Below are 24,709 nucleotides of genomic sequence, written 5' to 3' on the forward strand. Positions count from 1 at the left end.
AGGCATACAGCGCGATCGCATTCTTGGCAAATTTCGGGGAAGGGAATGCCGCGGTCAGCAATCGCCGCAGGTGACGTCCTTGCCTTGCCGCTGCCGGTAATAATAGGTTCGGCGGATGGTGATCTGCTGCATATTGCTGGGAAGGAAGCTCGGTCCAAACGCGAGCAGCTTGTAGGGAATGCTGAGGTCGGCCCGCACGAGAAAGCTATCTGCTTTTTGCAGCTCGGCGGGGATTCCGCTAACAGGGGAATTTGCGGCATAGGGCGCGGTCGCCGCGTCGTTTGCCCAGGACCAAAGAACCTTGGCGTTGGCACCGGTGTCGATATCGATGCCGGTCAATTCGATCTGAATGTCGGTTGTATCGAAAGGAACGAAGATCCCGTCGGCAACCGAGGCTATGTCCGTCAACGAGCTTTTGGTGACATTCTCCTGCTGCGTGACAAGATCCGCAATCGAGCCGGCAGCGCGGCTGGCGCGTTTGCTGACACTCAGCCCAAGCGTGGTCTCGAAGGCACCGATATAGAGCATAACCAGGACGGGAAAGAGGATGGCGAATTCGATTGCGCCAACGCCGCTGCGGTCATGCCCGAGGTGGACGAGCTTCGCTTTCAGCCGCATCAGGATTCCGGTCGCGGCCATCAGTATTTCTCGTTCTCGAAGGCTGCGGTCGCGACGATAAGGTAGTCATTCAGCCTTGCGCCGGTCGTCGTCTTGTATGGGGTAATATACGGCCTGATAAGGTCGGTGATGATCTGCCAGTGGTAATAGGCGCGCACCATATTGATCGAGCCGGAGCCGCCCGGTGAATACTGCAGCGCCGATGTATCGAGGCCAGTCGCATTCATCGGAATCGTATCCGGAATATCGGAAAACTTGCTGAACGTGCGGACATCGAGCCAGAGCTTGTTCGGCGTCGTGATTTCGGCTTCGGAACACTGAATGAGGATAGAGACCTCGCCGCAAAACTCCCGCCGGAAGGCCGTCTGATCCATGTAGGTCGGCTGTCCGGCGACATTGGTAATTTGTCCGGTCCGCATCTTGCGGCTCATGGTATCGACGGCATTGGATACAAGTTGCTCTGCAGCGAACGCCACAAAAGTTTCCAGGATTGCGAAGATCACCATGAAATAAGGAATTGCGAGCAGCGCGAATTCGATCGCTGTCGACCCGTCGCGCGAGCGCGCAAATGACTTCCATCGGCTCTGCTTGGCCGGCTGCGTGCAGGCGCCGTCTGCCTGGTGATCATTTGCCGCCATCGCGCCATCCGGAAGAAGGTTCATGTGGCGATCGTAGAGCGGGTTCGTTGATTTTCCGTTTCAGGCTGGGGCGACAATTTAACGGATGATGACAGGCCCAGCTCGTGCGCGGATCAGCCGCCGGCGGCAGCATCTGCGGTATTATTCTGCTGGGTGTGCTGTTCGCAGTTCGGCGTACAGGAAAGGACGGAGCGATCGGTCTGGCGGTAGACGCGCACCGTGTTGCCTTCGTCAATCGAGACAAGAACCGTCTCGTCGAGTATCGCGTTGCCGTCGGCGTCAAGCAGGACGATATTGGTTGTCCCGAAACTGCGGCCGGTAAGCACGATCGTCTTTGCATCGGCAACCGTCGCGTCGGCAACCTTGGCGTTGCCGATGATCACTTTGCTGGCTGGCCGGTCGAGCTTCAGTACACGCGCGTGATCCATGTAGACGCGCAGCACGTCTTCCTCGGCGCGCAATGGAACCTGAAGCCCGCAAAGCCCGAGCATCGCGGTTGAAAAAAATGCAATAGTCTTGCCGCCCGATGGCATATCGCTCTCTTGATTAGAATCCGGCAGAATTTTGAAACAGGATGGAAAAAAATGGTGAATGAAGCTTTAAGAATTATTCAAAGTGATCGATAGCATTACGCTTTTATCCAAAATGGATCGGATGAGGACGTCCTCTCGGTCGCGATGTTTTCAAGTGGCACAATTGGTGCAGCGTTTTAGCGCTTCTTGGAAGCGCGGCGATTTATAAGCTCTCTCGCATCCGGTAAAATTGAATATAACCGAGTAACGCCGTGCTTACCATTCGTTTTTTTACTTTAGCATTTACGAATTGCTAACCCTTTTCCTTAAGCCGATTGAAACGGCGCCCCGTTAGGTTGTGGCAATCCGATCAACGGTAACAGTTGGCGGACGTGCTGAACCTCAACTGGAGTGGAGTAACCATGACCAAGCTTTTTAGCCGTTTTCTGAAGGACGAATCCGGCGCGACTGCAATTGAATACGGCCTGATCGCAGCGCTCATTTCTGTGGCGCTCATCGCGGGTGCATCGAGCCTCGGCGGTAGCCTGAACAACACGTTCCAGAACCTTTCGACGAAGATGAGTAGCGCTACAACCAACACAGGGGTCACGCCTGCGCCGACGACGCCGTAATAAGGTTGCCTTCATTTTTGGTGGAAGAGGCGCATAGATGCGCCTCTTCCGTTACCGGCTTACCTTTCACGGTAAGCTTTTCTGCTTTTTGGGATCCGGACTGGAATGATCGCAGCCTCCGTCTTCGTGGTTTTTCCACTTTGCCTCGCCGTTGCTGCGCTGTCGGATCTTTTCACGATGACGATACCGAATCGCGTTTCGCTGATTCTGATCGCCGCGTTTGTCGTGATCGCCCCTTTTTCCGGCATGCCGCTTCCAGCCATCGGCATGAACCTCCTTGCAGGGCTGATCGTCTTTCTGGCCTGCTTCGCGCTTTTCGCGCTCAACGTGATGGGCGGAGGCGATGCTAAGCTTTTGAGTGCAGCAGCCGTATGGTTCGGCTTCAATCAGTCGCTTCTGCTGTTCGTCGCCGCCGTCGGCGTATTAGGCGGCTTGCTTGCTTTTTTCATTCTTCTCCTGCGCACCCAGACGAACACAATACTCGCCATCGGTCTGCCGCTGCCCAACTCGCTACTGCTTGCCACGAAGATTCCCTACGGCATCGCAATCGCGATCGGTGGTTTCATTGCGTTTCCCTCTTCGCCAATGCTGGTTCATGCGCTGGAAACGCTGAAATAACGACGGTTTAAACCTCCGTTAACTTAAACTGTAAGTGTTCCGTTAACTATAATTACACCAATTCCGGAGCATTCTTCGGGGTGAGCATGCTGCTTCCCGAGGACTGATGAATGAGACCCGCCCGTTTGATGATACTTTCAGTGGCTGTCGTTGCCGCTGGCCTCGCCGGTTTTCTGGCGATGAAGCTTGCTGGGCGGGGTGGCGTCGTCACGCAGGTGAAGTCGGTCGTCGAAAAAGAACCCACGGCCAATGTGCTCGTCTCGAGTGCCAATCTGCCCGTAGGCGCCCGCATTGACGACAAGGCAGTGCATTGGATGCCCTGGCCACGGGACGGCGTTGTTCAGGGCTTTATCACCGAAGCCGACAAGCCCGACGCGATCAAGGACATGAAGGGTGCGGTGGTACGCCTGCCGATCTTCGAAGGCGAGCCGATTCGGCCGGAAAAACTCGCCGATTCCAACAGCCGCATCCTTTCGGCCCTTTTGCCAGCCGGCAAACGCGCTGTCGCCACCGAAATCTCGGTCGCGACCGGCGCCGGCGGCTTCATCCTTCCGAACGATCGAGTCGATGTCATCATGGTCCGCAAAGCGCAGGGAAGCGACAAGTTCCTGACCGAGACCGTGCTGAGCAATGTCCGCGTTCTCGCCATCGATCAGCAGATTCAGGAAAAGGACGATGGTTCCAAGGCTGTCGTGGGTACCACGGCAACCCTCGAACTGACGCCCGATCAAACCAAGGTCCTGGCCGTCGCGCAGCAGATGGCAGACAAGCTGTCGCTGGCTCTGCGTTCCGTGGCCGATGCACAGGAGCAGGACACGAGCGCCGCCGATTATCTCCTGAGCGGAGACAATGGGAGCGCTCTGGTGCAGGTCATCAAGTCTGGTTCGATCGTGACAGACACCAGTGCGCCAAAGGCCGAGTGAGGGGAAATCTATGGTAAATACAATGCGGCGCGCTAAACCTCTCCTCTCGGCGGCCATCACGCTGACGATGGTTATTTCGGGGATGACACCACCCGCCTTCGCGCCACTCCTCGGCGCGGGAATTGCGCATGCGGAATCGGAAGGCGTCATTCGTATCTCTCAGACCGGCCCCGGGGCCCACCGCCGCCTCAAGCTCGGCCTCAACAAGGCGCTCGTCGCCGATCTGCCAGAGGACGCGCATGACATTCTTGTCTCCGATCCGTCGATGGCCGACGCGGTGACGCGCACATCGCGCCGCATCTATCTCTTCGGCAAGAAGGTCGGCCAAACGAACATCTTCATCTTCGGAAGCGACGGCCAGGAGGTCGTGAGCCTCGATATCGAAATCGAGCGCGATGTCTCCGGCCTCGAAGCGAACCTCAGGCGCTTCATTGTCGATTCCAACATCAATGTCGAAATCGTATCCGACAACATCGTGTTGACCGGCACGGTTCGCACCCCGCAGGATGCCAAGCAGGCCGCAGACCTGGCTCAGGCGTTTCTGACGGGCGGTGAAGCAACCACGCGAACGGAGACGGCCGCCAGCTCCGCGCAGCAGGGCGATGTCGCGATCTTTGCCGAAGCCCGCCAGCAATCCCAGGTCGTCAATCTGCTGCAGATTCAGGGCGAGGACCAGGTCACGCTGAAGGTGACGATTGCCGAAGTCCGCCGCGAAATCCTCAAGCAGCTCGGCTTCGACAATCTCGTATCGAATTCCTCGGGCATGACCGTAGCGCAGCTCGGCTCGCCTATAGCGAATGGCTCCACTGCGACCCTCGGCGGAGGACTTTCCGCGCTGTTCAAAACCGCAATCGGCAAGTACGACATATCGACCTATCTCAGCGCTCTTGAGCAGGCGAAGGTCGTCAAGACCCTGGCCGAACCCACTTTGACCGCCATTTCCGGCCAGGCCGCCACCTTCAATTCCGGCGGCCAGGTTCTCTATTCGACCACCGACAATGACGGCAACGTCACCATCGTTCCCTACAACTACGGTATCAATCTGGCCTTCAAACCGGTGGTGCTATCCTCCGGCCGCATCAGCCTTGAAATCAAGACCAATGTGTCGGAGCCTGCGCCGTCCGTCTCGGGATCGCAGCCGACCTACCAGCGCCGCTCGGCCGAGACCTCCGTGGAGCTTCCGTCCGGCGGCTCGATCGCGCTCGCCGGCCTGATCAGGGACAACGTTTCGCAGACATCGAACGGCACACCGGGCGTCAACAAGATTCCGATTCTCGGTACGTTGTTCCGCCAGCGGACGGTGGAGCGCGACGAGACCGAACTCGTCATCATCGCGACCCCCTATCTCGTTCGCCCTGTTGCTCGCAACGAACTCAACCGGCCGGATGACAATTTCAGTCCCGAGAACGACGCTCAGGCCTTCTTCATGAACCGGGTGAACAAGATCTACGGACGGCCCGAGGCACCGATCGTCGATGCGCAATTCCACGGTTCCATCGGATTTATCTACAAGTGAACGGGGCGGGGTCGAAAACAATGCAACGATATGATGAACAGCCCATGGCTCAACGCAAAAAGGCCGCGCTACGATGGGTCATGCTTGGTGCTGCCGCATTTGCGGGGGCAATGCTCTCCGGTTGCGCGGCGCCACGCGATAATCTGACAACGGGAGGCATTCCCGACGACTACCGTCAACGCCATCCGATCGTGGTGGCAGAGGCCGAACAGACGGTTGATATTCCGGTCGCATCGACCGATCGGCGCCTGACGATCGCCCAGCGCGACGTGATCCGCGGTTTTGCGGCCAATTACCTGTCCCGGGCGTCCGGCCCGGTTTATGTCATGACACCGCAAGGCTCGGCAAATTCAGCGGCCGCGAGCCAGTTGCGAAACCAGGTACGGGCTGAGCTCTCCCACAGAGGGGTACCGAGTTCGAAGATCGTCAACGCGAGCTATGCAGCAACTGTTCCCGGCGATGCAGCGCCTATCCGGCTCAGTTTCGTTGGTATGACTGCCATCACCTCGAAGTGCGGCGAATGGCCAAAGGATATCGGCGGCGGCTTCGATTTCGACAATCAGAATTATTACAACTTCGGCTGCGCCACCCAAAACAACCTAGCCGCACAGATCGCCAATCCTGAAGACCTCATCGCGCCGCGGGGCATGACGCCAATCGATGCCGCCCGCCGCAACAATGCGATCGAAGAGTACCGAACCACCTCAACTACCATCGAGGACGTCGGCGGAAGTTCCTCGTTCTGACGGAAGACGAACCTATGAGCCCCATCGAATACGAGATCAAGAACGCCGCGGAGCTGCAGCACGTCGAAGACGCCGTGCGCATGGGCGAACTTGAGAACATGCGGCCGCTGCCGCGTATTTCCGTGCACGCGTTTTGCGAGAGCGAGGCACTTCAGCGGGCCATGGAGCGCTGTGGCAACGACCGGCGCATGTCGAAGGTCAGCCTGCGGATTACCAGTGGCGGCGTTGCGGCCGCCGCGAATATGTTTTCTAGCGCCCCGACGCCCAATCTGCTCATTCTTGAGACGAAGGCGAATGCGGCAAGCCTCCTTTCGGAACTCGCGCCGCTTGCCGCCGTTTGCGATCCGAGCACCAAGGTCATTGTCATCGGCTATTACAATGACATCGCACTCTATCGCGAGCTGATCCGCAACGGCATTTCCGAATACATGGTTCAGCCGGTGGCGATGCCTGACATCATGATGGCGATGGCTGCGATCTTCGTCGATCCAGATGCCGAACCGCTCGGCCGCAGCATTGCCTTCATCGGTTCCAAGGGAGGCGCCGGTGCCTCGACGATCGCCCATAACTGCGCCTTCGGCATATCCAATCTCTTCTCGACCGAGACGATCCTTGCCGATCTCGATCTGCCGTACGGCACCGCAAACATCGATTTCGACCAGGACCCGACGCAGGGGATTGCTGAGGCCGTCTTTGCTCCTGACCGGCTGGACGAGGTCTTTCTCGACCGTCTGCTGACGAAATGTTCGGAACACCTGTCGCTGCTCGCCGCGCCGTCACTTCTTGATCGCGCCTATGACTTTGATGGCCAGGCGTTTCAACCGGTTCTCGACGTTCTGCAGCGCAGCGCGCCGGTTGCGGTGCTCGATGTTCCGCATGCCTGGTCGGAATGGACGCGTTCGGTTCTGGCGTCGGCGGACGAGGTGGTCATCTGCGCCGTTCCCGATCTTGCAAACCTACGTAACGCAAAGAACATGCTCGATGCGCTCCGCAAGCTGCGCCCGAACGACAAGTCGCCGCATCTCGTCCTCAACCAGGTCGGCATGCCGAAGCGTCCGGAAATTGCGCCGTCCGATTTCTGCGAACCGCTCGAGATCGAGCCGATCGCGATCATTCCCTTCGATATCGGCCTCTTCGGCAATGCCGCCAATAGTGGCCGCATGATCTCGGAAATCGACCCGAAGTCGCCGACGGCTGAGACCTTCTCGCAGCTGGCACACATCGTTACCGGCCGGGTGACCATGAAGAAGCCGAAGCGCGGTGGTCTGATGGGGCTGCTGAAGCGCGCCAAGTAAGAGACGAAAACGAGTAGATTGGATTTTGTGGCATGTTCGGAAAACGTGGAAACGAAGGCTTCGGAAAGGGTGGCGCCACAAGCGCGCCGCCATTGCCGGCCGCCCCGGCGGCTCCCGCTTCTGTACCCGCCGTGCTGGTCGAGCCGGCAAAGGAGCCGGGCCGCTACCAGGTGACGCCACCGCCGATGCAGACACCGCAGCGCAGGCGCCTAACCCGCACTGACGAATATTATGACACTAAGGCGCAGGTCTTCTCGGCGCTTATCGACACGATCGACCTGTCGCAGCTCGCCAAGCTCGATGCCGAAAGCGCACGCGAGGAAATTCGCGATATCGTCAACGATATCATCACGATCAAGAACTTCGCGATGCCGATTTCCGAGCAGGAGGAGCTGCTCGAAGACATTTGCAACGACGTTCTCGGCTACGGCCCGCTGGAGCCGCTGCTCGCGCGTGACGACATCGCCGACATCATGGTCAACGGCGCCGGCCAGACCTTCATCGAAGTCGGCGGCAAGACGATCGAATCGGAAATCCGCTTCCGCGATAACGGCCAGCTCCTTTCCATCTGCCAGCGCATCGTCAGCCAAGTCGGCCGCCGTGTCGATGAATCGAGCCCGATATGCGACGCCCGCCTTCCCGACGGCTCGCGTGTCAACGTCATCGCCCCGCCGCTCGCAATCGACGGTCCGGCGCTTACCATCCGTAAATTCAAGAAGGACAAGCTGACGCTCGATCAGCTCGTCCGCTTCGGCGCGATCACCCCGGAAGGCGCGACGTTGCTGCAGATCATCGGCCGTGTTCGTTGCAACGTGGTTATCTCCGGCGGCACCGGCTCGGGCAAGACGACGCTCCTGAACTGCCTGACGAACTACATCGACAGGGACGAGCGCGTCATCACCTGCGAGGATACCGCGGAACTGCAGCTGCAGCAGCCGCATGTCGTGCGCCTGGAAACGCGGCCGCCGAATATCGAAGGCGAAGGCGAGATCACCATGCGTGATCTCGTCAAGAACTGCCTTCGCATGCGTCCCGAACGCATCATCGTCGGCGAAGTGCGCGGACCGGAGGTCTTCGACCTGCTGCAGGCGATGAACACCGGTCACGATGGCTCGATGGGAACCATTCACTCCAACTCGCCGCGCGAGTGCTTGAGCCGTATCGAATCGATGATTGCCATGGGCGGCTACAGTCTCCCGGCAAAAACGGTTCGCGAGATCATCGCCGGTTCGATCGACGTCATCATCCAAGCCGCACGCCTCCGCGACGGATCGCGGCGCATCACGGCCATCACCGAGGTGATCGGCATGGAAGGCGACGTCATCATCACGCAGGATCTGATGCGCTACGAGATCGAAGGCGAAGACGCAGCCGGCCGTCTGATCGGCCGTCACATGTCGACGGGCATCGGCAAGCCGCATTTCTGGGATCGCGCACGCTATTACAACGAGGAGAAGCGCCTCGCGTCTGCCCTGGACGCGATGGAAGCAAATTCGAAGGAAATCTGATGTTCGGTTTCGATCCGATCGTGCTCGCCATCATCACGCTTGCGGCAGTCGCTGCGGGCGCGGTTTGCTATGGTCTGCTCTTCAGCCGGATGGAGACTGAGAAGAAGGCTGCCAATCGCCTCAGCCGCGTGACTTCGGCAGAAACGGACCGGGTGAAGGTCAAGGCTGCGCACGACCGCGTCCAGGAAATGTCGAAACGCCGCAAATCGGTGCAGGACAACCTCAAGGATCTCGAGAAGCGCCAGCAGGAAAATACAAAGCGGAAGCTTTCCCTGAAGTCCCGGCTGATTCAGGCGGGCTTTACGATCTCGGTTGCCAAATTCTACGTGTTCAGCGCGGCGTTTGGCCTGTTTCTGATGCTCATCGCCTTGCTCGCCGGGGCGCCCATGCTGGTCGTTCTTGCAGTTCCGGTCGTCGCCGGTCTCGGCCTGCCGCGCTGGGTCCTGGGCTTCCTGATCAAGCGCCGCCAGAACAAGTTTCTCGATGAATTTCCAAACGCGCTGGACGTCATCGTGCGTTCGATCAAATCCGGCTTGCCGCTGAACGACGCTATCAGGTTGATTGCAAACGAGGGTCGCGACCCGGTGAAGACCGAATTTCGCCGCGTCGTCGAATCGCAGCAGGTCGGCCTCAGCGTTCCTGACGCCTGCGCGCGCATGACCAATTACATGCCGCTGCAGGAAGTGAGCTTCTTCGCGATCGTTATCGCCATCCAGTCGCAGGCCGGCGGCAACCTTTCCGAAGCGATCGGGAACCTCTCGAAGGTTCTCCGTGACCGCAAAAAGATGAAGGCAAAGGTCAAAGCGCTCTCGATGGAAGCCAAGGCTTCGGCCGTGATTATCGGCGCCCTTCCTTTCATCGTGGCGACCCTCGTCTATCTGACGTCGCCGCAATACATGATCATCCTGTTCACCGATCCGCGCGGACACCTGATCATGGGTGCTTCCGCCGTCTGGATGTCCATCGGCATCTTCGTCATGCGCAACATGGTCAATTTCGACATCTAACCGGAGGGGACGCGCACCATGTCATCGGATCTTGCAGCGAAATTGACCGACCCGGCCATGCTGCTTGCGGTCCTGATCGCTATTGCGGTCTTTGCGACGTTCTACACCATCGCGATTCCTTTCTTCGAGCGCGGCGACCTGAACAAGCGAATGCGGGCCGTTTCGACGGAGCGCGATCAGATCCGGGCGCGCGAGCGCGCCCGCATGAACTCCGAGGCGGTTGCAAACAAGGCTTCGCTGCGCACGCAGAACAATCGTTCCGTTCGCCAGATCGTCGAGCGCTTCAATCTTCGCACAGCGCTGGTCGATGAAAACACGATGAACAAGCTGCGTGCGGCCGGCTATCGCTCGGAAAACGCGCTGAACACCTTCCTCGTGGCCCGCTTCCTCCTGCCGTTCGTCTTCCTGGCCGTTGCTGCCTTCTGGATTTTTGGTCTCGGACATCTTGCTGAAAAGCCGCTTCCCATCCGCCTGCTTGCGATGATCGGAACGGGTTATCTCGGGTTCTATGCGCCGAATATCTTCATCTCCAACCGCATGTCGAAACGGCAGCATTCGATCAAGCGCGCCTGGCCGGATGCGCTCGACCTGATGCTGATCTGCGTCGAGTCCGGCATTTCGATTGAAGCGGCGATGCGTCGCGTGTCGGAAGAACTCGGCGAGCAGTCACCGCCGCTTGCCGAGGAAATGGTACTGACGACAGCCGAGCTTTCCTTCCTGCCCGACCGCCGGCAGGCGCTCGAAAACCTCGGCACGCGCACGCAGATCGATCTCGTGCGTTCGGTCACCCAGGCGCTCATCCAGGCCGATCGTTACGGCACTCCGATCTCGCAGGCGTTGCGCGTTCTCGCACAGGAAGGCCGTGACGAGCGCATGAACGAAGCAGAAAAGAAGGCGGCCGCCCTGCCGCCCAAGCTGACCGTTCCGATGATCCTGTTTTTCCTCCCCGTTCTGGTTGCCGTCATCCTTGGTCCGGCGGGCATACAGGTTGCAGATCGCTTCTGATGCCTGCTTGCGGGCGAAGCGAAAAGCAGCTAGCCATAGCTTCCGCGTGACTGGCGAATGAGATGGAAAACCATCGGGAAGCGCGGTTGAGCCGCCGCTCGCCTGGGCACCTTCAGTCAACAAGGAACTCCCATGTCTTCAGCCGCTATTCTTGCCAGTATCTTTGCAGCCATGTTGGTCGGCGCAATGAGCCCCGGTCCAAGCTTCGTCGTCGTATCCCGGATCGCCATCTCCCGTTCGCGCCTGGATGGGCTCGCGGCCGCTGCGGGCATGGGTGTCGGCGGCATTGTCTTCAGCGTGCTTGCGCTGGCCGGATTGACCGCCTTGCTGACGCAGTTCGCCTGGCTCTATCTGGTGCTGAAACTCGCAGGCGGCGCCTATCTCGTCTATATCGCCTGCCGCATCTGGCGAGGCGCAAAGGAGCCTTTGGAGGTATCGGGTACTGTTGAGGGCCGTTCGTCGATTCGGCGGAGCTTCTCGACGGCGCTTTTGACGCAGCTCAGCAACCCGAAGACCATCATCGTCTACGCCAGCATCTTTGCGGCGTTTCTCCCCAAGAGCATTCCGTTCGGAGTCATCGTGGGCCTGCCGATCGGTATCTTCGCGATCGAGTTCGGATGGTACGCGATCGTGGCCGTGGCGTTTTCAGCCCGCCGCCCGCGGCAGGTCTATCTCTCGGCCAAGCGCTGGATCGATCGCTCTGCCGGTCTCGTCATGGGCGGGCTCGGCCTGCGCCTGATCCTCTCCGGCGCGGCTCTTAGGTAGCTCCGGGATCAGTTCGTGCTGCTCGCGGGCTGGCCATCCTTGGCCGCAAGCTTCTGCCATGAATTCTGCTGCGAAAGCATCGAACGCAGATAGGCGACATTCGCATCTGCCTGTTGCGGCGAAAGCTCGCGTCGGGCTATCTGCTCGGCTTCGGCGAACCGTCCCTGCAGGCCGACGGCAAGAGCGAGGTTCTGCCGGACCCGGCTATCGGCACCAGGCTGGCTCGCTGCCTGCTTGAGATAGGTTTCGGCGGTCCTGAGATCGCTGGTCAGAAGATAGGACATGCCGAGGTTCGAAAGCACTGACGGCTCGTTCGGCAGGATGTCCAGGGCATCGCGATACCGCGCCCGGGCATCGGCGGGCTTGCCCAGCTGGTCGAGGATCGCGCCCTGGGCGGAAATCAGCTTCCAGTCGGGCCGATCCGGGGTTTGCGCACGGCCGATCGTATCGAGCGCCTGTTGAAGCTGACCGGTGGCTGCCTGGGCCTTGCCGTAAGCGGCAAGAACATTGCGGTCATTGGGATTGGAAATCGCCACCTGCTGCATGACGGCAAGTGCCTGTGCATCGCGTCCTTGCATGCGCAGCAGATTGGCGTAGCTAACGCCGTTCACCGGATCGCGGAGATTTCGTTCGTAAGCCTGGCCGAGTCGCTCGGTCGCCGTGCGAAGCTCGTTCGCATCCATGGATTCGATCGGCTTTGACAACTGCGGCACCGAACCCGTCGTCATCTTGTCCTTGGTGGTCGTGCAACCCGCGAGAGCGGCGGCCACGAGCGCCACCGTGGCGCACTGCAGAATACGGTTCTTGAACGGGGTGGCCGCGGCGAGGTGCATTGCGCTTTCCTGAATTCAGAAACTGGCGCCTGACCTCTAAGCGGAACAGGGAAAGGTTTGACGCAATCTTCGCTCCAGCAATAGTCTGTTAACCCTAACATACCGTTAAGAAGCGATTCCTGGACACCGCCGAAGGAAAAACATGGCCCCCTATCAGTTTATTGAGAGACCGACGCCGTTCAACACGAAGGGCGGCTCGACACTGCCGATTTTCGCTGTCACCCCGGCTCATATCGAGACCGGAACAATCGATCCCATCGCGCTCGATTGGGCGAGGAAGGCGGGCTACAAGGCCGAAAGCGGGTCGCTGCTGCTCATTCCAACTGCGGACGGCCTTCTCGGTGGCGCGCTTTTCGGCCTCGGGACAAATCCGTCGGAGCAGCCCTATATCACCGGCAAGCTGGCCCGCTCGCTGCCTGCCGGCGACTGGCACATAGAAACGGCACCGCTGACGGCAAACCGCCTGTCGCTCGGTTTCGGCCTCGGCAGCTATCGCTTCGATCGATACCGCTCCGAAAAGACGACAGCCGCCACGCTGATGATCCCGCGCGATGCGGACGGCGCGGACATCAAGCGTCAACTTGCCGGCGTCTTCCTCGCCCGCGATCTCATCAACACGCCGACCAACGACATGGGACCCGAGCAGCTGGAAGCCGCCTTCCTCGCCCTCGCCGAGCACTACAAGGCGGAGATGTCGGTCATCATCGGCGACGATCTCCTGAAAGAAAACTTCCCGCTGGTCCACACTGTCGGCCGCGCCAGCGCCGACGCGCCGCGTCTTCTGGAGCTGCGTTGGGGCAAAAAGGGCCATCGCAAGGTCACGCTCGTCGGCAAGGGCGTCTGCTTCGATACCGGCGGCCTCGACATCAAGCCGGCCTCTTCCATGCTGCTGATGAAGAAAGATATGGGCGGCGCAGCAAACGTCATGGGCCTTGCGCTGATGATCATGGATGCGAAGTTGAAGGTCGATCTCCGTGTCATCATCCCGGTCGTTGAAAATTCGATCTCGGCAGATGCGTTCCGGCCGGGAGACATCTACAAGAGCCGCAAGGGCCTCACCGTACAGATCGACAACACCGATGCGGAGGGCCGCTTGATCCTCGCCGACGCGCTGACCTATGCCGATGAAGAATCGCCGGATCTCTTGATCGACATGGCGACGTTGACGGGTGCGGCCCGCGTGGCGCTCGGCCCGGATCTCCCGCCCTTCTTCACGGATGACGAGGATCTCGCCCGCGATCTCTCGGAGGCAAGCCTCGAGACCGATGACCCGTTGTGGCGGCTCCCGCTTTACATGGGCTACGACAAGGATATCCGCGCCAAAATGGCCGACATCACCAATGCTCCGGCAGGCGGCATGGCAGGGGCGATCACTGCGGCCTTGTTCCTGAAGCGCTTCGTCAGCAAGGCGAAGAGCTGGGCGCATTTCGATATCTACGGCTGGGCGCCGGCCGAGCGCGCCCACTCGCCGGGCGGCGGCGAGGCGCAGGCGATCCGTGCGCTTTACCATCACATCCGGACCGCGCTCTAAGGGCCGATCGTTAAAATTTTATTCACCTTGCGAGGCGGCAGATTCTGCCGCCTCTTGCATGCAGGCATCTGCTCCCGGAAAATACACCACCAGCGTAACGGTTTTCCGGAGGGGATTTGCCGATCGAACTGACCGCTTCGCAGGCGCTGGGGCTTTGGCACGGCGTTACGCTCAATCAGGTGCGCCACGACGAACGCGATTTGACGTTGCGCCAGATGGCAATCCTGCTGCATATCTATCTGGTGCCGCCGCCTCATACCGTGCGGGGGCTTGCCGCAACGCTGAACGTTACGAAGCCGGTTATCACTCGCGCCCTCGATACGATGGACGAAATGGGGTTGGTCGACCGGGCGCGCGACGAAAGCGACCGGCGGAACGTGATCATCAAGCGCACGGTCGGCGGCGCCCTCTATCTGGAGAAGCTCGGCGATCTCGTGCGTGACCAGGGACGCCGCCTGCCGGTGTAAACGGAGTGAATATGACAATGCTCGACCGCCGCCTGCATGCCTATCGGCCGGATCTCGCCGAAGCGAGCCTTGAAGGTAAGGTCGAGGCCCTGCGCTTTGTTTCCGGCACGCCGGCGCGGATCGCCGTTCCCGTCGCACCGCTTCGCCCGCAGCCCGATCTTTCAAAAGGCATCGATACGGAGCTGCTCTTCGGTGAGGATATGGTGGTCTTCGATCGCGCTGACGGCTGGTGCTGGGTGAAGGCCGGTTCCGACGGCTATGTCGGCTATCTTCCGGAGGCAACGCTGTCCGAGGGACAAGCGGAGTCGACACATGTCGTCACCGTGCAGCGCACTTTCCTCTATCCCGAGCCGGAATTGCGCAAGCCCCATCAATCCGTGCTCTCCATGGGCAGCCGCGTGCGCGTCACCGGCGAAGCGGAAGCCCGAGGCAATCACTACGTCGTGCTGGACGATGGCACGGCGATCTTCGCCAAGCACGTTCAGCCGATCGGCGCGGGCGGGGACGACGACTATGTCGAGATCGCATCGCGTTTCATGAACACACCCTATTTGTGGGGCGGCCGGTCCGGCCTCGGCATCGATTGTTCCGGCCTCGTGCAGCTTGCCTTGCTGATGACCGGCAGAAGCGCGCCGCGCGACACCGACATGCAGGCGGCGGGTTTAGGCGAGGTGATCGACCGTTCCGAACTGCGCCGCGGCGATCTCGTCTTCTGGAAGGGGCATGTGGCGATCATGGAGGATCCGGAAACGATCCTCCATGCCAACGGCCACACCATGACCGTCGCCCGCGAGAATTTCGAGGCCGCCGTCAAACGCATCGGCTGGCTCTACGACCAGCCGACGGGCTACCGTCGCCCCATCTGATTCAGATCCGCCGCGGATCGAAGAAGTCGCGCAACCCATCGCCCAGCATGTTGAAGCCGAGAACGGCAAGCGCAATGGCAAGGCCGGGCAGGATCGCAAGCCACGGCGCCAGTTCGAGATAGGTTTGAGCGTCGGCAAGCATGCGGCCCCAGGTTGGCGCCGGCGGGGCGAGCCCCAGGCCGAGGAAACTCAATCCTGCCTCGGTGAGGATCGCCAGGCCGAGCTGGATCGTTGCCTGGACAATCACGTGGTTCATGATGTTTGGCGCAACATGGCGTACCGAAATCGTGAAGCGGCTGTTGCCGAGCGCGCGGGCCGCCAGCACGTAATCGCGACTCCAGGCCTGCAGGGCCGAGGCAAGCGTCACCCGTGCGAAGACCGGGATCATGAAGACGGCAATTGCGATGATCGCCGTAAACCTGCCAGGCCCGAGAAATGCGCCGAGGATCATCGCCGAGAGGATCGGCGGCAAGGCAAAGACGACATCGCAGACCCGCATCAGCAGTGTCTCGAAGACGCCGCGGATCGCCGCTGCCGAAATTCCGGCAATCGACCCCACAGTTCCGCCGATGGCAACCGCGGCAATGGCGATCGACAGCGAATTCCAGCATCCGGCCATCAGCATCGAAAGAACATCGCGGCCGAATTGATCGGTGCCGAGCACGCCAAAGGCGAAGGGCGGCTGCAATTTGTGAATGATCTGCATCTTTGCAGGCGGCAGCGGCGTCCAGACGAGCGACAGCACAGCGATTGCCACGAGTAATCCCACGATGGCTGCGCCAGAGACGAGCTTCATTTGCCGGCTAATGGAAAATGAACGCGGCCTGCTCGAAGCATCGGATGCGATCTGCGCCATCGTCATGCGTCCTCTCGCAGCCGCGGGTCGATCGCGAGATAGGACATATCGACGAGGAAATTCATGAGGATGACAAGCGCGGCAAAGAACAGCACGACGTCCTGCATGACCATGATGTCGCGCTGCGACAGGGCTTGGAACGCCAGTCGCCCGAGGCCCGGCAGGTTGAAGACGTTCTCGACCAGCACCGCGCCTGCCACGAGGAATGTAAACTGCAATCCCAGGATCGTCAGGATCGGCACCAGCGCATTGGGCACCGCATGCCGCCACAAGACGGCGCGCGCCGAAAGCCCCTTCGCGCGCGCCGTCCGCGTGAAATCCTCATTCAAGGTTTCCAGGACCGCTGAGCGGGTGACGCGCGTCAGCACGCCAGCCTGCGGCAGCGCCAAGGCCACGGCTGGCATCATCAGTGCGTGCAACGCAGGCCAAAGGCCGGCACTCCAGCCGGGAAACCCGCCGGCCGGCATGAGGCGAAGCGTGATGGCAAACAGGATGATGAGCAGCAGCGCCACCCAGAAGGACGGCACGGCAATGCTTACTTGCGAAAAAAGCGTCGCGACGATGTCGGCAATGCCGTTTCGCCGTGCTGCCGCCAGAGTGCCGAGCGGCACGGCGATGACGATGGAAAGAAGGATCGCGAGCACTGCCAGCGGCAGTGTCACCGCGAGCCGCTCGAGGATCAGCCCGGCAACTGGAACGCCATAGGTGTAGGACTGCCCGAGATCGCCGGCAAACACCCCGGCTACCCATTGCCCGTAGCGAAACAGCAGCGGCTGATCGAGCCCGAGCGTATGGCGAAGGGCTGCCAGCGTCTCCGGCGTTGCCGAGGTACCGAGCATAATCGAGGCGGGATCGCCGGGCAGAAGATCCATGATCGCGAAGATCAGGAAGGAGACGGCTGCAAGCGTCAGGATAAGCCCGGCGAGGCGGCGGCCAAGAATCGCGATCATCTCACCCATTCACGCCTTCTGCATATCCCGCCTCAGCCTCACTCCTCCCAGGAAACATTCGTCAGAACGTTCGACGGGATCGGCTCGTTTTCCCACAGGCCCTTCAGCTTTTTGTCCCACACGCCGAGCTTCGGCATGACGAAAAGATAGAGTGCCGGCACGTCCTCGGCGAGGACTTTTTGCGCCTCGCCGTAGATCCCGTTCTGCACGGCCGGATCGGTTGTCTCCTGCACCTTCCTCATGAGCACGTCGAAAGTCGGGTTCTTGTAGTTGAAATAGTAGGGATCGCGCGAATAGATATCGATATCCATCGGCTCGGCATGCGCGACGATCGTCATCTCGTAGGCGCGATCCTTCATGACATTCTGGACCCATTTTGCCGGAAATTCCGTGGGCTCGATGTTCATGGTGACGCCGATTTCGGCAAACATTGCCTGCATCACCTGGGCGCTGCGTGGCGCATAGGCCATCTGGGGTGATTTGATCGTGAAGGTGAAGCCGTTCGGATAGCCGGCTTCCGCAAGCAGCGCCTTGGCTTTTTCGGGATTGTAAGGGAACACGCCGGTCATGTCCTCATAGCCCGGATCGTTCGGCGTATAGTGGCTGCCGATTGCCGTGCCGAGACCGGACCAGGCGCCATCGATGACCGTCTGACGGTCGATCGCCATCATCAGGGCCTGGCGCACCCGCTTGTCATCGAAAGGCTTCCTGGCATTGTTCATGCCCGCAACGACCTTGAGTTCGGTGTTGCCGATCTTCGTCACCAGCCGCGGATCGCCCTCGAACGAGCTCATCAGCTCGGGTGCTGCGAATTCCGGGAAGGCGTCCACGTCGCCGGCCTTCAGCGCGGCCGCCTGTGCCTGCGGGTCGGCGATGAAGCGGAACGTCACCGTCTCGAGCTTCACGGACGTCTGGCTGTCCCAATAGGCTTCGTTCCTTGCAAGCTCGACCTTGTCGCCTTTTGCCCAGTTGACGAATTTGAACGGGCCGGTGCCGACCGGCTTCGTCTTGTCGTCCGCGGCCGACTTCGGGCTGACCATGACCGAGGCTGGCCAGCCGAGCCAGTAAATCAGGCTGCCCGCCGGCTGGGAGAGATGCAGCACCAGCGTCTCGGGATCCGGCGTATCAATCGAGGCGATCGAGGTGAAGAAGCGCTTCTGCGGATTGACGGAGTCCTTGCCGCGGGCGCGGTCGAGCGTGAATTTGGCTGCTGCCGCATCGAAGGCCTCGCCGTCGTGGAATCTGGCGCCCGTCTGAAGCTTGAACGTATAGGTCAGGCCGTCCGGCGAAATGTCCCAACTCTTGGCAAGCTGCGGCTGAACCTTGCCGCTCTCATCGATCGAAACCAGCCCTTCAAAGACATTCTGCCAGGTCACCTGGCCGATCGCCACGGGTGCCGCGATCGTTGGATCGAGCCCCGTCGGCTCCACGCTCATGCCGAGATTGAGCGAGGTCTTTGCTGCATGTGCAGGCACGGCCACGGCTGTCAGTGTGGCACAGGCGATAGCGAGAAAGGAAATGCGGCGGGCGGAATCGAGGATGCGGCTCATGGTTTTCCGTCAGTCGTTATGAACACGATTTGTGTTCGCTGTGTATCGAAAATCGATACACACTAAAACGGCTCCAAACGCAAGGGGGTTAGCGGCGCCTGAGGCTTGTGCGCATGAACTCCTCGATGAAACCGCTGAGCTTTGCCGCGGCAAAGGAGAGCTGCCGGTCGGGGGCGATCGAAAGCTCGGCATGGGTACGGATTGAACTTTCGCCGGCAAGCGGAATGGCGGCGAGCCAAGCGGCCTCGATCTCGCGGCGAACGGAAAGCCGCGGCAGCAGCGTTGCCGCCATGTCGTTCAGCACCAGTTCCTTCAGCATCTCCAGCGCGCTGACCGTAAAGGCAGGCTCGATCGTCAGCCCCTGGCGCTCGGCCGCGGCATCAAAGTTCTGCCGGAAGCCGAAGGATTTTTCCGGCAGTGCCAGCGTGTGACGGGCGAGTTCGCGGAGCGTCACTTCCTTGCGTCCGGCGAGCGGATGCCGCGTTGAGACAATGACGTCATAAGCGATCTCTGATCGCGCGATGACCTTTGCATCCGGCATCTGCGGTGCAAAGAGGGTGAGCGCCATGTCCGCCCGTGCGGAATTGACCGCCTCGACAGCCTGGCGGGCGCTGGTGATCATCACGTCGAAATGGATGTTGGGATAGCTGCGGCTGAACTCCGAGAGTGCGGGCGCAAGCAAGCTGGTGACGATCGCACCGTTGGCGTAGATGGTCACCCGCCCGCACTCGAGTCCCTTCAGATCCTCGATCAGCTGCTGCACATGTTCGAGTTCCCGGAGCGTCCGTCCCGCCCGCGCCGCAAGTAGTTCGCCTGCCGCCGTCAGCGTCACGCCTCGGGCGCTACGCTCGACCAGCGTGGTGCCGAAATGCTCTTCGAGATTCTCGATCTGCCGGCTGACAGCAGTTGGCGCAACGCCCAGGTTCTCTGCTGCCTGGCGCATGGAATTGGTCCTGACCAGCTCGTCGAAATACATCAGGGCCCGGATCTGCATTTTCTCTCTCCGCCGCTTGAACTCGCGCACTTTATCTAGGCGATCAGCGCCGGTCCGGATAGCGGTCCCGCCACGCGCTTTGAGCTCCCTCGTGCGGAAGCGCGGTCGCTTCATAGACGCCGCGCGCGATGGCACGCGCCATGACTATCCCGGCGAGATGGCAAAGCTCCATCAGCGTGCGCGTGTCTGCCAGCGGCCGTGCGCCGGTCGAAGCAGCAAACACAGTATCGCCGTCGAGCGGCAGATGCGCGGGAAGCAGCGCTCTGGCAAGACCGTCATGCGCACCGATCGAGAGACGATGCGCCTCTGCCTTCGTCAGCACCGCATCGGTGACGACCGCACCGATCGTGGTCGCGGGGGCGATCATGCCCTTCAGCCGCAGGCGATGGTCGATCTCGGCCGGCATTCCGAGGCCGCCGAATTCGTCATCGCGCTCGAAGGGTGCCGCCCAGAAGTGCGGACCGTCGCCGATCGTTGCCGAGCCGAGCGCGTTGACCGCGACGATTGCCGCAATCCGATGCCCCGCGCTGCTGATTGCGCTTGCTGAGCCGAGGCCGCCCTTGAACGTTGCCGTGGTCGCTCCGGTTCCCGCGCCCACGGTCCCGAGCGGAAATCTGCCCTTCGCCGCGGCCTCGAATGCCGCATGGCCCATGTCCCGATAGGGCGAATGCAGGCCCCAATCCTTGCCGCCGCCATTCAACAGATCGAACAGAATCGCTTGCGGTACGATCGGCACACGCACTGCACCGACCTGAAAACCGCGCCCTGCTTCCCTCAAGCCGGCTTGGACGCCGCCTGCTGCATCCAGGCCAAAGGCCGAGCCGCCGGAAAGAACGAAGGCGTCGACCTTCTCGACCGTCATCGCGGGATCGAGCAACGCAGTGTCCCGCCCACCGGGTGCCCCGCCGAGAACGCTCGCCGAAGCCGTCGCCGGTTCGTCGAAGACGATTACGGTGACGCCGGAACCGAGCTGCAGATCCGTGGCGTGGCCGATCGAAACGCCATCGATATCGGTAATGAGATTGAGCAAACGCGTCGTCCCTCGTGGATGCCGAATAGGATCGCAAGCGGGATGAAAAAACAAGACCGGCCCCGCTTGGCGGGACCGGTCATAAATCCTCGAAAGTGACGCAGCGCGGAAATCTCCGCCTGTCGTCAGGCATGGATTGGTTTCGGATGGCGCCGGGTCATCAGATCGTGGATCGCGAGCTTCACCTCGTCCGGCGAGCTGAAACGCTGCTCGTCGAGGTCGTGCACGTGAAATTTCACGGCGATGAACTTCAGCCGGTCTTCATCCGGGATGACGATCCCGACGGGAACGCCTGCATATTCGATAACTTGCTTTTTCATGCGTAGAACTCCTGCCGCGCGGATTGCGAGGCGATGACGAATTGACTTGTCTGGTACCGTTGAAAGGGAGGACGAAGGTCACATTCGACAGTTCGGGCGGGAGAGGGCGCCCGGACGGTCATTGCCAAGCGCAATTCGCCCAAGGAGGGTGGCGAGAATATCGATATCAATCATGTCTCGTTCCTTGTGTTGGCGTTGCACTTTTGAGGGGTCTCGAACCATTCGGGACCCAGCGACGACTGCCTTTATAATCTACTTTATTGGTAGAGAATAGAGGAGAGCCTGTCAGAAACATATTCCGAAACGTGTCAAAATGTCGACGATCCGAAAAAAATAATTCCATCATCATCATATTTGCCGGAAGAACCTTACCAAGTCTTTGTGCAAATTGCATGACGGCGGGGGGCCGTTTCCGACCACCGGGAGAGACATAGGAACCGGTTTTGATTCCGGCAATGGGGCTTTTGATTAAAAAACCGAAAGCCCGAAAATGGCCCAAATTGATTAATGCTGGAGCAGGCACTCACCAGCCCTCGGAAAGCACCTTATCCAGCATGTCCGCGAAGAAATCGGCGCTTTCGATGGTCAGGCAAAGCGACGGCTTGATCTTCAACACATTCAGGTGATCGCCGGTCGGCTGCATGATGACCCCGAGCTCCAGAAGACGCTCGCAGATCGCGGCGGTCTCCTGCGTCGCGGGTTCCAGCGTCGTTCTGTCGCGCACGAATTCGAGCCCGAGATAAAGGCCCATGCCGTGAACGGCACCTGCGAGCGGATGCTTGTCGATCAGCGCCGCAAGCCGGCCCTTCAGGTGGTCGCCCACTTCGCGGGCATTATCCAGCAGCTTTTCGTCCGCCACGATATCAAGCACCGTCATGCCGGCCACGCAACTGACCGGACTGCCGCCGGATGAGGAGAAGAAATAGCCTTCCTTCTCAAGCGAGTCGGCGATCGCTTGCGTGGTGATGACGGCGCCGAGCGGGTAGCCATTGCCCATGCCTTTGGCGATAGTGATGATATCCGGCACCACGCTTTGCTGTCCGAAGCCCCAGAAGTGGTGGCCGAGCCTGCCATAGCCAACCTGCACCTCATCGGCTATGCAGACCCCACCACGCGCGCGAACCTGCGCATAGATTTCCGCCAGATAGCCGTCTGGTAAGGAGATGCCACCGGCGTTCCCATAGACCGATTCGGCAATGAAGCCTGCGAGCCCCTCGCCGCGGTCTTCGATCTTTTGGAGGACGGGCGCCACGGCCTCGATATAGGCGCCGGCGGAGTCCGGTCCGCGGAACTCGCCGCGATAGATATTCGGTGAAACGACCGGATGCACCCAGTCGGGCCGCGTGGTCAGCGCTTGAGGGTTGTCCGCAATGGAGGTGGAGACGGCGTCGCTCGCCACCGACCAGCCGTGATAGGCCTCCAGCAGGCAGAGCATGTTACGCGCACCGGTATGCGCCCAGGCAAGCCGGATCGCCAGATCGTTCGCCTCCGAGCCGCTATTGACGAGGAAGACACGGTCCAGTCCCTCGGGCGCCAGCGCAGCCAATCGCTCGGAAAACTCGCTGATTGCCGCGTAGTGGAAGCGCGAATTGGTATTCAGTTTCAACCATTGTTCGCCGATCGCTTCCGAAAAGCGCGGATGCCCGTGGCCGAGAATGGTGACATTGTTGACCATGTCGAGATAGGCGCGGGCCTCGGCATCGAACATGTGCTCCTTCCAGCCGCGCTCCATCTGCGGGGGTTTTTCGTAATAATTCTTCTGAGGCTTTGCGAGATGCGCTTGGCGCCTGGCGAGGAGTTCGTCCGTCTCGGGCTTGGGCGCATTCGCGCCTGGCCCGAGCAGGCGCGCAGGCGAGGGGCAAAGCACGGACCAAGCGGCTGCCTGCGATGGCGAGGCAAAGAGCGGCGGTTCGAGGCCGGGCACCGTGCACAGCTGGACGCGCAAACCACCAAGCGAAGACGGCTCGCCCGAGACCGTTCCCATGATCTGTCCCTGCGTCACCTCCACGCCGTCCTCGACCGACAGGTCGACGCCATCGAGATGCAGACTGATGCCTTCGCCGATCAGGACGAGATGATGGTTCTTAGAGTCGATACGTCCTGCAAAGGGGGCAGCCACAGTGCTTCCGGCGGGCAGGCAGATATCGTTATGCAGCGCGAAGGTCGACGGCTGTTTGGCGCTCCGCAGATTGGCGCGTGAGAGCCGGTATTCGCCATAGCGGGTCGCCGCTGTGCCGGCTTCATTGGCCGAGCGCGCCAGAAGCCGCCAATCCATTTCCGCGTTTAGCCAGTTTCCAGCCGCAAAATGCGGGCTTTGCACCCCCAGGTCGACATCGGCGATGTTCGCAGGATCGATCTCCGGCATCAACGCATGCCAGCCGGACATATCGACGGAGGTCGTTCCGACACCCGCGGCCCCGAGAATGGCCGCCTCCATCAGTTCGAAGGGAACGGACATGGCCGTGTCGAAGATCCGCCGTTCAAGCTCGAGATTATTGCGGACGTAGTCGTTTTCGGGATCTATCGAAATCTGCTGCTCACTGCTCGCAACCAGAATGACGGCGCGGGCCACAATCAGCGGCCAGAGCGCCTTCAACTCCTCGTCCGAGAGGGGATAGATCTCATGATAGGCCTTCACGGCGGGCAGGATGTAAAAGGGATCGCCGTCGGCCTGGTGCAGCAGCGAGGCGCAGGTGACGGCAAGATCGCCGACGAGCCAGCCACGAATGATGTCGCCGAAGTCGATGACGCCGGTGGGTATCGGATGCCTGTTCGCATCACTCTCGCAAACAACATTGTCGCCGGTTACGTCATGATGCACGGGCTGGACACGCAGCGACGGCGCGAGTGGCTGGATGCGCCGCACGGCAAGCACCATGGTCTTTGCAATCCGGTCGCGTGCAGCGCTATCGGTGATTGCCGAGAGAAGCTGTACCGCGACGGGGCCAGCCCGGCGCAGATCCCATTGCAAATTGCGGTCGAGACCCGAATGGTCGAAGTCGGCGAGTGCCTGTGCCAGCCGGGCACTGAGCGCGCCAAGGGCCGCGACGGTGGCTTTCGGCAGGTGCTTGCGGTTCGTCAGCCCTTCGCCTTCAAGATATTCGAGCAGGCGCACTTTGTAGGTCTGGTCGCGAAGCGTGACGGCGATGATCTCCTGGCCATCCGTGGAACTCATGACCCTGGGGACGCGCGGTGCTCCTTCCTTGCTGGTCAGATACCGGATTGCCGCATTCTGTGCCTCGAGCTCAAGCGTGTCGTAGGCCATGTGGCAGATCTTCAGGACGTAGCTGCCGATGCCCGTATCGATCCGGAAATTGCGATCCTGCTGGCTGCCGAGTTCGGAGACTAAGCCTTGGAGGCCGTAGCGGGATTGCAGAATGTTTTCCGCTTCCGCCGCCGTCACGTCCGGGCGCGGCAGGTCCATACGATCGGCACGCACATCATCGGTCATGGAATCCCCCGCATGCTTCGATCTTCCACATTAAGCAGATAATCGCATGCCTGTCATGGGCAAGCGCGACGGTGCTGC

Annotated in this window: 24 protein-coding genes and 1 riboswitch; of the genes, 13 read left to right on the forward strand and 11 right to left on the reverse strand. The window is 60.6% G+C overall.

Going from position 1 to position 24,709, the window contains the following annotated elements; translation table 11 throughout:
- Positions 1–54: 54 nt before the first annotated feature.
- From HGP14_RS00695 to HGP14_RS00705, 3 genes are all read right to left on the reverse strand, one after another.
- Positions 55–639, reverse strand: a complete 585-nt coding sequence (locus tag HGP14_RS00695; RefSeq protein WP_168827933.1) for a TadE/TadG family type IV pilus assembly protein — start codon at positions 637–639, stop codon at positions 55–57.
- Positions 639–1,256, reverse strand: coding sequence for a TadE/TadG family type IV pilus assembly protein (locus HGP14_RS00700; RefSeq protein WP_168828729.1), 618 nt, complete (start codon positions 1,254–1,256; stop codon positions 639–641). The genes HGP14_RS00695 and HGP14_RS00700 overlap by 1 nt, the downstream gene beginning before the upstream one ends.
- 113 nt (positions 1,257–1,369) lie before the next feature.
- The gene (locus HGP14_RS00705) at positions 1,370–1,789 is read right to left on the reverse strand and encodes a pilus assembly protein N-terminal domain-containing protein (protein WP_168827934.1); all 420 of its coding nucleotides are present in this window, start codon (positions 1,787–1,789) and stop codon (positions 1,370–1,372) included.
- 401 nt (positions 1,790–2,190) lie between these two features.
- On the opposite strand from HGP14_RS00705, the gene HGP14_RS00710 reads away from it, so the two are divergent.
- From HGP14_RS00710 to HGP14_RS00755, 10 genes are all read left to right on the forward strand, one after another.
- The gene (locus HGP14_RS00710) at positions 2,191–2,400 is read left to right on the forward strand and encodes a Flp family type IVb pilin (RefSeq protein WP_168827935.1); all 210 of its coding nucleotides are present in this window, start codon (positions 2,191–2,193) and stop codon (positions 2,398–2,400) included.
- A gap of 105 nt (positions 2,401–2,505) precedes the next feature.
- Positions 2,506–3,018, forward strand: a complete 513-nt coding sequence (locus tag HGP14_RS00715) for a prepilin peptidase (protein WP_168827936.1) — start codon at positions 2,506–2,508, stop codon at positions 3,016–3,018.
- 110 nt (positions 3,019–3,128) lie between these two features.
- Complete coding sequence (gene cpaB / locus HGP14_RS00720) at positions 3,129–3,941, forward strand: Flp pilus assembly protein CpaB (protein ID WP_168827937.1); 813 nt, start codon at positions 3,129–3,131, stop codon at positions 3,939–3,941.
- 10 nt (positions 3,942–3,951) lie between these two features.
- Entirely contained in the window at positions 3,952–5,457 is a 1,506-nt protein-coding gene (locus HGP14_RS00725; protein ID WP_168827938.1) for a type II and III secretion system protein family protein, read from the forward strand.
- Positions 5,458–5,537: 80 nt separating this feature from the next.
- Positions 5,538–6,203, forward strand: coding sequence for a CpaD family pilus assembly protein (locus tag HGP14_RS00730; RefSeq protein WP_246704350.1), 666 nt, complete (start codon positions 5,538–5,540; stop codon positions 6,201–6,203).
- A gap of 14 nt (positions 6,204–6,217) precedes the next feature.
- Positions 6,218–7,498 carry a CpaE family protein gene (locus HGP14_RS00735; RefSeq protein WP_168827940.1) on the forward strand — a complete coding sequence of 427 codons (1,281 nt, stop codon included), beginning with the start codon at positions 6,218–6,220 and terminating at the stop codon, positions 7,496–7,498.
- Between the two features lie 32 nt (positions 7,499–7,530).
- A complete protein-coding gene (locus HGP14_RS00740; protein WP_168827941.1) occupies positions 7,531–9,006 on the forward strand; it encodes a CpaF family protein in 1,476 nt (491 codons plus the stop codon).
- Complete coding sequence (locus HGP14_RS00745; RefSeq protein WP_168827942.1) at positions 9,006–10,013, forward strand: type II secretion system F family protein; 1,008 nt, start codon at positions 9,006–9,008, stop codon at positions 10,011–10,013. The genes HGP14_RS00740 and HGP14_RS00745 overlap by 1 nt, the downstream gene beginning before the upstream one ends.
- An 18-nt stretch (positions 10,014–10,031) precedes the next feature.
- A complete protein-coding gene (locus HGP14_RS00750) occupies positions 10,032–11,018 on the forward strand; it encodes a type II secretion system F family protein (protein WP_168827943.1) in 987 nt (328 codons plus the stop codon).
- A 36-nt stretch (positions 11,019–11,054) separates the two neighbouring features.
- A riboswitch (ZMP/ZTP riboswitch) is annotated at positions 11,055–11,133 on the forward strand.
- A 17-nt stretch (positions 11,134–11,150) separates the two neighbouring features.
- Entirely contained in the window at positions 11,151–11,783 is a 633-nt protein-coding gene (locus tag HGP14_RS00755; protein WP_168827944.1) for a LysE family translocator, read from the forward strand.
- Positions 11,784–11,791: 8 nt separating this feature from the next.
- Here HGP14_RS00755 and HGP14_RS00760 read toward each other — a convergent pair whose 3' ends face one another.
- Positions 11,792–12,616: a tetratricopeptide repeat protein gene (locus tag HGP14_RS00760; RefSeq protein ID WP_168827945.1), complete on the reverse strand. Its 825-nt coding sequence runs from the start codon at positions 12,614–12,616 to the stop codon at positions 11,792–11,794.
- A 142-nt stretch (positions 12,617–12,758) separates the two neighbouring features.
- Here HGP14_RS00760 and HGP14_RS00765 point away from each other — a divergent pair, with 142 nt between their 5' ends.
- From HGP14_RS00765 to HGP14_RS00775, 3 genes are all read left to right on the forward strand, one after another.
- Entirely contained in the window at positions 12,759–14,147 is a 1,389-nt protein-coding gene (locus HGP14_RS00765; protein ID WP_168827946.1) for a leucyl aminopeptidase family protein, read from the forward strand.
- A 116-nt stretch (positions 14,148–14,263) separates the two neighbouring features.
- Positions 14,264–14,614, forward strand: coding sequence for a MarR family winged helix-turn-helix transcriptional regulator (locus tag HGP14_RS00770; RefSeq protein WP_168827947.1), 351 nt, complete (start codon positions 14,264–14,266; stop codon positions 14,612–14,614).
- 11 nt (positions 14,615–14,625) lie between these two features.
- On the forward strand, positions 14,626–15,480 hold the full coding sequence (locus HGP14_RS00775) for an NlpC/P60 family protein (RefSeq protein ID WP_168827948.1): 855 nt from the start codon (positions 14,626–14,628) through the stop codon (positions 15,478–15,480).
- A 1-nt stretch (position 15,481) separates the two neighbouring features.
- Here HGP14_RS00775 and HGP14_RS00780 read toward each other — a convergent pair whose 3' ends face one another.
- The 7 genes from HGP14_RS00780 to HGP14_RS00810 all read right to left on the reverse strand — a co-directional run bounded on the left by HGP14_RS00780 (position 15,482) and on the right by HGP14_RS00810 (position 24,631).
- A complete protein-coding gene (locus HGP14_RS00780; RefSeq protein WP_168827949.1) occupies positions 15,482–16,336 on the reverse strand; it encodes an ABC transporter permease in 855 nt (284 codons plus the stop codon).
- Positions 16,337–16,338: 2 nt separating this feature from the next.
- Positions 16,339–17,286, reverse strand: a complete 948-nt coding sequence (locus tag HGP14_RS00785; protein ID WP_168828730.1) for an ABC transporter permease — start codon at positions 17,284–17,286, stop codon at positions 16,339–16,341.
- Between the two features lie 38 nt (positions 17,287–17,324).
- On the reverse strand, positions 17,325–18,836 hold the full coding sequence (locus HGP14_RS00790; protein WP_168827950.1) for an ABC transporter substrate-binding protein: 1,512 nt from the start codon (positions 18,834–18,836) through the stop codon (positions 17,325–17,327).
- Between the two features lie 88 nt (positions 18,837–18,924).
- A complete protein-coding gene (locus HGP14_RS00795; protein WP_168827951.1) occupies positions 18,925–19,830 on the reverse strand; it encodes a LysR substrate-binding domain-containing protein in 906 nt (301 codons plus the stop codon).
- 43 nt (positions 19,831–19,873) lie between these two features.
- Positions 19,874–20,860, reverse strand: coding sequence for a P1 family peptidase (locus HGP14_RS00800; RefSeq protein ID WP_168827952.1), 987 nt, complete (start codon positions 20,858–20,860; stop codon positions 19,874–19,876).
- 125 nt (positions 20,861–20,985) lie between these two features.
- Complete coding sequence (locus HGP14_RS00805) at positions 20,986–21,180, reverse strand: hypothetical protein (RefSeq protein WP_027510551.1); 195 nt, start codon at positions 21,178–21,180, stop codon at positions 20,986–20,988.
- Positions 21,181–21,703: 523 nt separating this feature from the next.
- Entirely contained in the window at positions 21,704–24,631 is a 2,928-nt protein-coding gene (locus HGP14_RS00810) for an aminotransferase (RefSeq protein ID WP_168827953.1), read from the reverse strand.
- Positions 24,632–24,709: the final 78 nt, after the last annotated feature.

Source organism: Rhizobium sp. P32RR-XVIII (assembly GCF_012641395.1).
Classification (GTDB): domain Bacteria; phylum Pseudomonadota; class Alphaproteobacteria; order Rhizobiales; family Rhizobiaceae; genus Rhizobium.